Source organism: Sphingomonas bacterium, from assembly GCF_028289855.1.
In the GTDB taxonomy this organism is placed as follows: Bacteria; Pseudomonadota; Alphaproteobacteria; order Sphingomonadales; family Sphingomonadaceae; genus Sphingomonas.
In genome coordinates this window covers 25,947-37,104 of the sequence record NZ_JAQGKZ010000113.1, presented here as the reverse complement: position 1 = coordinate 37,104, position 11,158 = coordinate 25,947, and the positions used below count along the sequence as shown (strand labels likewise).

Below are 11,158 nucleotides of genomic sequence, written 5' to 3'. Positions count from 1 at the left end.
TGCAAAAGGCGCTGGCGCTGGTCGAGGCCGCGCCGAAGGACGGGCTCGTCTTCATCGCGTGCCACCACCCGCTGATCGAGCCGCACACCAAGGCATCGGCGAAGACGCATCGCGGCGCCGAGGCGCTGGGCGCGTTGGCGACGGCGGGGGCCGATGCGGTGCTGACCGGGCACGTCCACGATGCCTTCGACATCGCGCACGAGATCGACGGCGCGACGATCAGGCTGATCGGGGCCGGCACCTTGTCCGAACGCACGCGCGCCGACCCGCCCTCGTTCAACGAAATCCACATAGAGGGCGGCGCGTTCGAAGTCGTGTGCCGCAAGATGACGCCGCAGCCCGACCGCGTGCTGCCGATCGAGACGCCGACGGCTCCGTAGCTTCATCGTCACCCCGCACCTTTTGCGGGGTCCAACGCTCCCCAAGCGATATCGCCGGTGGATAGTTGGATGCCGGAACAGGTCCGGCATGACGGTTTAGGTTGAGATGCGGCGGATTCCCCTTACGCTACCCGCCATGCGCACCATCCTTGCCCTCGCCTTGCTCGCCACGCCGCTGCTAATCAGCGCGGCGCCTTCCTACGATGCCCGCGTCGCGGCGGTACTGACGAAGACGCCGCTGATCGACGGGCATAACGACTGGGCCGAAACGCTGACCGACAAGGCGGGCGACGCGCGCTGGACGATGGACCTGACTCGGCTCGACCCGAAGCAGTACAATACCGACATCACGCGGCTGCGCGCCGGGCATGTCGGCGGGCAGTTCTGGTCGGTCTATGTCGATGCCGGAATGGCCGGGCCCGAACAGGTCAAGGCGACGCTCGAACAGATCGCGCTGATGAAGGAAATCTTCCGGCGTTATCCAGGCGTGTTCGCGCAGGCGACGACCGCCGCGGATGTCCGCCGCATCCACGCACAGGGCAAGATCGCCAGCATGTTCGGGGTCGAGGGCGGGGGGCAGATCGACGGCAGCTTCGCGGTGCTGCGCGCCTATCGCGCGCTCGGCGCGTCGTACCTCACGCTGACGCATTCAAGGACGATCGCCTGGGCCGACTCCGCGACCGATGACCCCAAGCATGACGGGCTGACGAAGTTCGGCGAGGCGGTGGTGCGCGAGCTCAACCGGCTCGGCATGCTGGTCGACCTCAGCCATGTCAGCGAGGACACGATGATCGACGCGATCCGCGTGTCGAAGGCGCCGGTGATCTTCTCGCACTCGTCGGCGCGCGGGGTGGACGATTCCCCGCGCAACGTGTCCGACAAGATACTCAAGCTGGTCGCGGCGAACGGCGGCGTGGTGATGGTCAATTACGCGCCGGGCTACGTGTCCGAAGCGCGGCGGCGGTGGGACGCGGACCGCAATGCGGAGAAGGGCCGCTATTACTCGCCGCCTTATGGCGGGCTCTATATCGGCCAGCCCGATCGCGCCAAGGCGGCACTCGCGGCGTGGGAACGCGAGCATCCGCGCCCGGCGGTCACGCTGAGCCAGGTCGCCGACCACATCGAATATATCGTCAAGGTCGCGGGGATCGACCATGTCGGGCTGGGCGGTGACCTCGACGGCACGGGTGGCGATTTGCCCGAGGGGCTCAACGGGGTCGATACGTACCCGGCGCTGCTCACCGAGCTGATGCGGCGCGGATGGAGCGACCAGGACATCGCCAAGCTGGCCGGCGGCAATGTGCTGCGCGTGATGGAAGCCGCCGAACGCGTCGCGGCGAGCATGGCCAATGTGCCGCCCGCCACCGCGACGATCGCGATGCTCGACGGCAAGTGAGGGGCTTGGCTTCCTGCATTTCACGCGTTTCGCGCAAGAAGTGCAAAGCCGCGGGACCGATTGTTACACAGGAAAAGTGATGGGCGCGTTTACGTTCCGGATCGCCACCGCCGACGATATCCCCGCGATCGCCGTGCTGATGGACCGCGCGATCGGCGAGTTGCAGCACGGGTTTCTCAGCGACGACGAGATCGCGTCGAGCCGGCTCAGCATGGGGCTCGACACGCAATTGATCGCCGACGGCACGTATGTGGTGGTCGAGGAGGGCGGTCGCATCGTCGGCTGCGGCGGGTGGAGCTACCGCGCGACGCTCTATGGCGGCGACCACAATCCGGCGTTGCGCAACGCCGCGCCGCTCGACCCGGCCAAGGATCCGGCGCGGATCAGGGCGATGTACACCGACCCCGACTACGTCAGACGCGGCATCGGTCGGATGGTGCTCGCGGCGAACGAGGCGGCGGCGCGGGCGGCGGGGTTCACCCGCGCCGAGTTGATGGCGACGCTGGCCGGGGAGCCACTGTACTTGGCGTGCGGCTATGAGCCGATAGAGCGAGTCACGAAAATGAGCGAAGGCGGCGTGCCGGTCCCCGGCGTGCGGATGGGCAAGGTGCTCGGCTGACCGACCCCGTTACCCCGCGCGCAACTCGACTCCGCCGACCGAAACCTGCGCGCCCGATTCTATCCGGCCCTGCGGACGGATCGTGACGTCGATCGTCTCCTGCGGCCCCAGTCGCTTGAGCAGATCGGTGATATCCAGGTCGAACGACGGTCCCTCTCCCCCGGACATATCCATGTCCATCTTCATGTCCGCCATCGCTTCGCGGCTGGGCATCACCGCGTCGAAGAATGAGATCGCGCCGGCGAAATGGCTGTTGACCTGACTAGCCGTTGCGTTCGCGGGCAGGTTGACGAAGACGTGGAATAGCGTGCCCGGGGGCAGGGTGGCGCGCAGGTTCTTGATCGACAGCGTGACCGTGCGCGCCGACCGCAGCGTCCGGAGTGTCTTGGCCAGCGGCGCAACGGTCTCCGCCGGCGCGAGCCGCAGCACAACCGGGCCGTCGTCGAGCCTAATTCGCAACGGTCCGGGATCGGGCGGCCCGGCGCGCAGTGGCCGATAGACCGCGATCAGCCGCAAGTCGCCGATCGACTGCAGCAACCCGCCGCCGGGCATCGCCGCAAGCTTGTCGTAGCGATAGCCGAGCGGACCGATCGCGGCGAAATCCTTGACCTTGACCAGCACGCGCTGGCACTTTTCGTCGGCGAACACGAACGACGTATTGCCCCACGCCGGATCGGTCGGGTTGGGATGCACCTGGTTCCACGACGCCCAATAGCGGTCGATGTTGCAATGGTGGAAATAGAAGATCGAGTCGTTCGCCGCCCACGGCACCGACCCCATCCCCTGTCCGTTGCCGATCAGCGAGTGGACGATACCGTGCGGGTTCTGGTTGATCGCGTTGTTGAAGCCGGCATAGGCCCCTTGGTTGAGGCATTGCAGGTTGATCGTGTTCGGCGGCTGGCCCTGGTCGATCGCTTGCCCCGCATTCACCGCCGGATCGCGGTTTGGCCGGTAGAGCGCGCTGGGATTGACCCGGAACGGCGCGGGTAACGCGCGGAGCCCGGGGTTCATGTAATCCCAGTAGGGCAGGGTAAAGGTAGGGTCGCCGCACGCATGGCGCACGATCCGTTCGAGAAAATAGACGTACATCCGGTGCCACGGCAGGAAATATTGCAGCGGCCGGCCGAAATGCGCCTGACACGTGTCCCACATGTCGTTCGCCAGCGGCTGTTGCGGTGCAGGGAGCGACGCGACCACGTTGGCCTTGCTCTGGTCGCCGCGAACCTGATGCGTGTACCATTGGAACACCCAGCTGCACGGATCGCCGGTCTTGCCCTGCATCATTTTGGCGACGCCGGTCGCGTATTTGGCAACCATCGCCTGACCCTGGGGGGTGTTCGCGGCATAGCGGGTCAGCGGCGGCCCGGCATGCGCCGCCGTCGTCAGCCATTCGGGAAAGGGAATGAGGCCGCTAACACCGCCGGCCAGTCCTCCGGCAAGTACGGAACGGCGTGTCAAACCTGCGTTCATGATCGCCCCCAATCATTTCGGCCAATAGCCGATGCGCTAGCCTTGTCCGAAATCGACGCCATCGCGGCGAGTCGATTGAAGGACAGAACGCAGACTTACGCTTTATTTGGTGACAGGCCTATGGCGGCGGCCTCGTTCAATCCGCATTGGATACGATAGTTGGTCGCCAACTACGGCGCCGAGTATCAGGCTTCGCCGCAATCCGCGCATGTGCCGCGCACTTCAATTACCGGGCGCACGGGCGAGAAGCCCGCCGCTTCGGCGGCGTGGCGGACGTTGTTGGCGATCTTGTCGTCGTCGATGTGCACGGTCTGGCCGCAGCTGTCGCAGACCAGAAAGATGCAATCGTGCAGGCAATCGGGGTGAGCGTTGGCGATGTACGCATTCGAACTCTCGACTCGCCGCGCCAGGTTCGCCCCCACGAACAGATCGAGGATGCGATAGACGCTGTTGGCGGCAACGCGGCGCCCTTCGCTCTTCGATACCGCATCGGCGATGTCATACGCGCTGGCCGGCTTGTCGAACTTGGCGAGCGCATCGAAAATGCTCGCGCGCATCGTCGTCCATTGCTCGCCCGATTTCTCGAGCGTCGCCTGCGCGGCGGTCGCCAGGTCGGCGCCTGCCGGTTCGTGATGATGATGGGCGTGTGCGGGCATGGGAGGAATTTAGGCGCTCCGGGCGCCAGTAACAAGCGCGCTTAGTTTGCGGCCCGACGGTTCAAGTCATGCCCCAGTGCCAAGATCGCGACGCCGATGATCGTCCACAATGTCTCGCCGCCATTGCCGTGCGGCAGGCTCATCGCACCGGCCATGATGCCGAGCCCGAACGACCCGGTCACCGCAGGCGCCATATAGCCGTGTTCGAAAATGCCGCGCCCCAGCGCGATCGCGCCGAGGCCGATCGCGATCGTCAGGCCGACTTCGTGGAATATCGGGTTGAGCAACATGCCGCCGACCGTCGACGCCAGCGCGACCAGCACGGCGCTGGCCAGGCAGTGGATGGCGCAGACCCCCGACAATCCCATCGCAAAGCGATCGAGCGTCGGCAAACGGTGCAGCAGGTCATGGCGAGTCGCGGCGTTCATGCTGCGCCCATCTAGGCGCATCGGCCGAAGGTTACAATATCACATCTTATCGCACGAGGCAGATGGCTGGCGTCACGAAAAAAGGGGAGCGGCATATGGCCGCTCCCCCTGGTTCGCCGACAAGCCGCCGATTCAGAAGCTGACGCCGAGCGAGACCACCACGCCGCTGCGCGCGGCGTTCTTGCCGTTGGCCAGCGTGAACACGCCGTCGGTATCGACGTAGCTGACGCCGAGCACCAAATTCTTCCAGGTCACCGTCGCGCCGGCGCCCCAGTCGGTATATTCGTTGCCGAGCGACAGCCAACTCGGCCCCCAGGTGTGGCCGAGATGCGCGGTCAACCCGATCGGCGTTTTCGGGATCGACGCGCTTAGATCGCCCGCCAAGTAGACGTTGTCGTTTTCCTTGAATAACCCGGTCTGGCCCTGATCGAGCGCCAGCGCCTTTTGCTTGGGCGCGTAATTGACCGTCACCTTCGCGGTGATCGGGCCGAACGTATAGGCGATGTCGGCATAGGGCTCGAAGAAATCGGCCTTGCTTTTGTCGCCAATGAAACGCGAGCGGGGATAGATATAATAGAGCAGTCCACCGTCGAGCGTGACGCCGCCGATGGTCTTTTTATACCCGACGATCGCGTCGATTTCCTGGCTGCCGGTGCCCGACAAGGTCACGTAGCCTGACGTCGAGGAACTCCATACCGACGCATAGAATCCCGACGCATGGGTCAACGTGATCGACCCTTGGATCGCGGGCTGCAAATTGGTCTGCGAGATGCCGCGGAAACGATAATCGGAGACGAGCGTGACACCGCCGCTGATCGTTATTGCCTTGGGCGGCGCGGTGGCGCCGTCGTCTGCAGCGGGCGCGACAGCAGCATCGTCCGTTGGGACAACGGGATCGGCGATGGTGGGAGCGACTGGCGCTGGGGCGGCCGGAACCGGATCCGCCAAGGCGGGAGTGGCGACGGCGAGCGCGAGCGCACCGAGGCTGATGTGGGAGAAGCGCATGGTATTCCTTTCGAATCGGAAAAGCGTTCGTCCCCGCCTGCACGTGCCGGTTGAGCCTCTTGATCGGCTGAAAGCCGACGGGCCATTGGCCTGACACGTGCCAATCCTTGCCGGTTTTCGCTGCGCTGCACAACATTTTTCGAACGCGGATCGTCTCAGCGGCGCAATGATGTTGCGATTGCGCAACAGTCAGGCGAGCGCCCCACGGAATGCCGCAAAGCCTTGCTCGAGGTCGGTCATCAGGTCGCCAATATCCTCAAGCCCGATATGCAACCTTACCAGCGGCCCGCCATGATCGGGCACGCCGAGCGCGCGTTTGGGATCGACCGGCAGCGCAAGGCTTTCGAACCCGCCCCAGCTATAGCCGATCCCGAACAGCCGCAGCGCATCGACGAACGCGGCCCGGCTGGCTTCATCGCCGTCCTTCAGCGCGAACGCGAACAGGCCGGACGGCGCGATGAAATCGCGGGCAAAAAATTCGTGGCCGGGGCAACTCGGCAGCGCCGGGTGGAGTACGGTGGCGACCTCGGGCCGCGCGGCCAGCCACCGCGCGATCTCCAGCCCGCTCGTCCCGTGCTGCTTCAACCGCACCGCCATCGTCCTGAGGCCGCGTGCGCCAAGCCAGCAATCGTCGGGGCTGGCGACCTGGCCGAGCTGGTGGCTGACATTGCGCAGTTTCGCGAAGAAGCCGGGTCCGGCGGTGACCGAGCCGAGCATCACATCCGAATGGCCGACGACATATTTGGTACAGGCAAGCACCGAGAGGTCGATGCCGCGCTCGATCGCCGGGAACAGCAAGGGTGTCGCCCAGGTATTGTCGAGGATCGTCACTACCCCGCGCGGTTTGGCCGCGGCGACGATAGCGGGGATATCCTGGACCTCGAAGGTCAAGCTCCCAGGGCTTTCGAGCAGGATCGCCCGCGTGTTGCCGCCGATCATCCCGGCGATGCCTCCACCGATCAGCGGGTCGTAGTGGCGAGTCGTGATGCCGAATTTCTTGAGGAAACCGGCGGCGAAATTGGTCGTGGGGTCATAGGCTGAATCGACCAGCAGCAATTCGTCACCCGGGCTCAGCACCGACAGCAACGCCGCCGTCACCGCCGCGACGCCCGAGCAATAGAGGAACGTCCCTTCGGCGCCCGGCTCGAGCGCGGTCAGCGCGTCGGCGAGCGCCCATTGCGTCGGCGTGCCACGCCGCCCGTAATAAAGCGTGTGATGCGTGTCGCCGCGCGCGGTTTCGCGCAGATGCGCGACCGTATCGAAGAGAATTGTCGAGGCTCGCCACACCGGCGGGTTGACCACCCCTTGCGTCCATTCGTTGCGGCGCCCCCCCGTGACGACGCGGGTCGCGGGCTTGTCGTTATCTTTGCCGCTCATGCCGTTCCCGTCGCTTTGGGTGTTGTGGGGTCCGCGCCCCATTCGGACCAGCTGCCATCGTACAGCGCGGCGCCGCCGCCGAGCAAATGTGCGCCGAATGCGAGCACCGCGGCGGTGATGCCCGAGCCGCAGGTTGTGACGAGTGGCTTGGCCAGGTCGATCCCGGCGGCGTCGAATTCCGCCTTCAACGCAGTTGCGGTTTTCCATGTCCCGTCGGGATTGAGCAGGCGCCCGTACGGCAGGTTCTTCGACCCCGGAATGTGCCCGGCGCCGGTGCCGGGGCGAGGGTCGGGCTCTTCGCCCGAGAAACGCGCGGGCGAGCGGGCGTCGAGCATCTGTTCGCCGGGGTTGACGGCGTTTGCTTTCATCTGGTCGAGCGTCCGCACTCGATGCCGATCGAATCGGGCCGTGAAGGTTGCTCGGGCCGGTTGCGCCGTACCGTTTTCTACGGCTCGGCCCTCGGCCTGCCACTTGGCGAGCCCGCCGTCGAGAATCGCGACGTCGCGCACGCCAAACGCGCGCAACATCCACCAGGCGCGCGTCGCGGTATGATAGTGCGAGACGTCGTATAGGACGATGCGGTCACCGTCGCCGATGCCCAGCGACGCGATCCGCTCGGCGAACGCTTCTGGCGATGGCAGCATCGAGGGCAGTTCGCTCGTTGTGTCGGCCAAGGCTTCGAGATCTAGGAACACCGCACCCGGAATATGTGCCGCCTCGAACCGCTGGCGCGCATCGCCACCGGGGGCGCCCGGCACCGACCCGAAATAGGTCGCATCGACCAGGCGCAGATCGTGCGCGCCGAGTTCGTCCGCCAGCCACTCCGTCGTTACCAGTGCGTCCATCGTCCGACTTAACCCCATCGGGCCACGCCGGGAAACCCCGCCCCGGTCATTTGCTTTGACCGTCCATGCTCCTAAATGTCGCCGATGACCCCCAAACATCTCGGCCAGACCAGCAGCCTGCCGGCATCGCCCGACGAGGCGGTGCTCGATTACGTGCCCAACCCGCGCCCCGGCCGCGCGTATCTGGTGCGCTTCGCCGCGCCCGAATTTACCTCGCTCTGCCCTGTCACCGGACAGCCCGATTTCGCGCATCTCGTGATCGATTACGTGCCCGGCGAGACGATCGTCGAGTCGAAGTCGCTCAAGCTGTTTCTCTCCAGCTTTCGCAACCATGCAGCGTTTCACGAGGATTGCACGGTGGGGATCGGCGAGCGGCTGGTTGCCGAAATGAAGCCGCAGTGGCTGCGGATCGGGGGGTATTGGTATCCGCGCGGGGGCATTCCGATCGACGTGTTCTGGCAGTCGGGCGCTCCACCCGAAGGCTTGTGGCTGCCCGATCAGGGTGTCGCGGCGTATCGCGGGCGCGGGTGAGTTCACCGCAAAGTTTGTGCTTCATCCGTTAATTGATGCACGTCAGCACGATTCTTTTGTTGCAATGCAGCATATGCGCAACCATATTCCAAAAAGTACGTTGAAGGAGGCGTGAGTCGCGGGTCAGCCCGCTTAGTTGCTTAGGGAAAATTCGGAGATGACTTCGTCGCTCGTGCCGCCGCGGACCAACCATATCGCGCTGATCGGCAACTTCCTGCCGCGGCAATGCGGCATCGCGACATATACCACCGACACGTATCAGGCATTGATCGACCGCTTCCCGGGGATGACGGTCGACGTTTATGCGATGAACGATCGTGCGCAGGGCTATGATTATCCCCCCGCGGTGACCGGCACGATCCAGCAGAACGACCGCATGGCCTACCTGGCCACGGCGCGCGATATCGAGGCGAGCGGCGCGCAGGCCGTGTGGGTCCAGCACGAATACGGCATCTATGGCGGCCCGGCCGGCGATCTCATCCTGGCGTTGCTCGACCGCGTGTCGCTGCCGGTGATCGTGACGCTCCACACCATTCTCGACAAGCCCGACGACGATCAGCGCCGCGTGATGGACGGCTTGCTCAAGCGCGCCGCCAAGGTCGTGGTGATGGCAGAGATCGGCCGCGAGATCCTGGTCCGCGTGTACGGTGCCAATCCCAAGGCGATCATGATGATCCCGCACGGCGTTCCCGATCGCGCGCTGGTCGATCCCGACAGCATGAAGGCACGATTCGGCTGGGAAGGTCACAAGACGCTGCTGACGTTCGGCCTGCTCGCGCCGAACAAGGGGATCGAAAGCGTCATTTCCGCGATGCCCGCAATAGTCGCGGCCAACCCGGATGCGCTCTATGTCGTGCTCGGCGCGACGCATCCCAATCTCGTCGCGCATGAAGGCGAAGCATATCGCGACCGGCTGAAGGCGCTTGCCGCCAATCTGGGCGTCGCTGACCATGTCCGCTTCATCGACGGCTTCATTGAGAACGAGGAATTGCTCGACTATCTCCAGGCGGCCGACCTGTACGTCACGCCCTATACCAACCCGCAGCAGATCACGTCGGGCACGCTCAGCTACGCGGTCGGCGTCGGCAAGGCGATCGTCTCCACCCCTTATATCCATGCCACCGAAATTCTTGCGGATGGGCACGGCGTGCTGGTCGATTTCGGCGACGTCGATGCCTTCGCGCGCGAGATTTCGCGGCTGCTCTGTGACGATGGCGACCGCAGCGACGTGTCGGTGCGTGCCTATGCCCGTGGCCGCACGATGATCTGGCCTCGGCTGGCCGAAGCGTCGATGGCGGCGATCGACGGCATCGTCGCGGCGCGCCCGCGCCGAATCAAGAGTGCCGCGCCGCTGCCCGCGCTGGCGCCGAGCATCGCCGCGGTGGAGCGGATGAGCGACGCGACCGGCATGTTCCAGCATGCGATCCTGTCGGTGCCCGATCGCCGCCACGGTTACTGCATCGACGACAATGTCCGCGCGCTGATGCTGATGACGGCGATCGACGACCTCGACGACGAGGTCCGCGACAAGTGGATGACGGTGTATGCCGCGTTCGTCCAATATGCCTGGAACCCCGACACGCGGCGGTTCCGCAACTTCATGAATTTCGACCGCACCTGGTGCGAGGATCAGGGGTCGGAGGATTCGAACGGCCGGACGATCTGGGCGCTTGGCGTGACCGCCAAGCGCGCGGCGCATGCCAAGCATCGCGATTGGGCGGTGCGGTTGTTCGACGAGACCGCGGGGATCGCGTTCGACTTGATAAGCCCGCGCGCACAGGCGTTCGCGATGCTTGGCGCCGCGGCGATGTTGAGCGCGCACCCCGGGCATCAACTCGCGCGTAACATCCTCGAACGCTTCTCGACCGATCTGCTCGCGTTGCTCGACGATGCGCGGCGGCCCGAATGGGAATGGTTCGAAATCGTCCTCGCCTATGACAACGCACGGCTGCCCGAGGCGCTGATCCGCGCCGGGATGGCGCTGGGCCGCGGCGATCTGCTCAAGGCCGGGCTGTCGACGCTCGACTGGATCGTCGGTCACCAGACCAGTCCCGAAGGCCGCTTCCGCGCGGTCGGCACCGAAAGCTTCGGCCGCGCTTACGAAGCGCCGCTGGCGTTCGACCAGCAGCCGCTCGAAGCGCAAGCGACGATCGACGCGTGCGCGGCGGCGTTCAAGGCTACTGGCGACACCAAGTGGCGCGATGAAGCGGCGCGCGCGTATCGTTGGTATCTCGGGCAGAACGACCTCGATCTGCCGCTGGCGACGGCGCAGGACGGCGGCTGTTTCGATGGGCTGATGCCGCACGGTCTGAACCGGAATCAGGGCGCAGAGTCGATTTTGGCGCTGCAATTGGCGTCATGCGCCATTTCTGCCCTTGGAAAAGCCGCCGGAACCGTGGCAGGGGAAGCGCGCGCCGTCGCGTAGCAACGACACGCGGCGCCGCTTGGATG

At 65.2% G+C, this 11,158-nt stretch carries 10 protein-coding genes and 1 pseudogene; 5 read left to right on the top strand and 6 right to left on the bottom strand.

What is annotated here, in order from left to right; translation table 11 throughout:
• The 3 genes and pseudogenes from JWM94_RS13445 to JWM94_RS13435 form a co-directional block, all read left to right on the top strand.
• A pseudogene (locus JWM94_RS13445) lies at window positions 1–380 on the top strand (metallophosphoesterase); the annotation flags it as partial.
• Window positions 381–516: 136 nt separating this feature from the next.
• Window positions 517–1,776 carry a dipeptidase gene (locus JWM94_RS13440; RefSeq protein WP_299427921.1) on the top strand — a complete coding sequence of 420 codons (1,260 nt, stop codon included), beginning with the start codon at window positions 517–519 and terminating at the stop codon, window positions 1,774–1,776.
• Window positions 1,777–1,855: 79 nt separating this feature from the next.
• A complete protein-coding gene (locus JWM94_RS13435) occupies window positions 1,856–2,395 on the top strand; it encodes a GNAT family N-acetyltransferase (RefSeq protein ID WP_299427917.1) in 540 nt (179 codons plus the stop codon).
• Window positions 2,396–2,404: 9 nt separating this feature from the next.
• Here JWM94_RS13435 and JWM94_RS13430 read toward each other — a convergent pair whose 3' ends face one another.
• From JWM94_RS13430 to sseA, 6 genes are all read right to left on the bottom strand, one after another.
• The gene (locus JWM94_RS13430; RefSeq protein WP_299427912.1) at window positions 2,405–3,865 is read right to left on the bottom strand and encodes a tyrosinase family protein; all 1,461 of its coding nucleotides are present in this window, start codon (window positions 3,863–3,865) and stop codon (window positions 2,405–2,407) included.
• A 185-nt stretch (window positions 3,866–4,050) separates the two neighbouring features.
• Window positions 4,051–4,521 carry a Fur family transcriptional regulator gene (locus JWM94_RS13425; RefSeq protein WP_299427907.1) on the bottom strand — a complete coding sequence of 157 codons (471 nt, stop codon included), beginning with the start codon at window positions 4,519–4,521 and terminating at the stop codon, window positions 4,051–4,053.
• Between the two features lie 41 nt (window positions 4,522–4,562).
• Entirely contained in the window at window positions 4,563–4,949 is a 387-nt protein-coding gene (locus tag JWM94_RS13420) for a MerC domain-containing protein (protein ID WP_299427904.1), read from the bottom strand.
• Between the two features lie 132 nt (window positions 4,950–5,081).
• Complete coding sequence (locus JWM94_RS13415) at window positions 5,082–5,954, bottom strand: TorF family putative porin (RefSeq protein ID WP_299427901.1); 873 nt, start codon at window positions 5,952–5,954, stop codon at window positions 5,082–5,084.
• 189 nt (window positions 5,955–6,143) lie between these two features.
• Window positions 6,144–7,331: a cystathionine beta-lyase gene (gene metC / locus JWM94_RS13410; RefSeq protein ID WP_299427898.1), complete on the bottom strand. Its 1,188-nt coding sequence runs from the start codon at window positions 7,329–7,331 to the stop codon at window positions 6,144–6,146.
• Window positions 7,328–8,176 (bottom strand): 3-mercaptopyruvate sulfurtransferase, encoded by an 849-nt coding sequence (gene sseA, locus JWM94_RS13405; protein WP_299427895.1) that lies wholly within the window; start codon window positions 8,174–8,176, stop codon window positions 7,328–7,330. The genes metC and sseA overlap by 4 nt, the downstream gene beginning before the upstream one ends.
• Window positions 8,177–8,260: 84 nt before the next feature.
• On the opposite strand from sseA, the gene queF reads away from it, so the two are divergent.
• Both queF and JWM94_RS13395 read left to right on the top strand, forming a co-directional pair.
• On the top strand, window positions 8,261–8,707 hold the full coding sequence (gene queF / locus JWM94_RS13400) for a preQ(1) synthase (protein WP_299427892.1): 447 nt from the start codon (window positions 8,261–8,263) through the stop codon (window positions 8,705–8,707).
• Between the two features lie 157 nt (window positions 8,708–8,864).
• A complete protein-coding gene (locus JWM94_RS13395; RefSeq protein ID WP_299427890.1) occupies window positions 8,865–11,132 on the top strand; it encodes a glycosyltransferase family 4 protein in 2,268 nt (755 codons plus the stop codon).
• Window positions 11,133–11,158 lie beyond the last annotated feature (26 nt).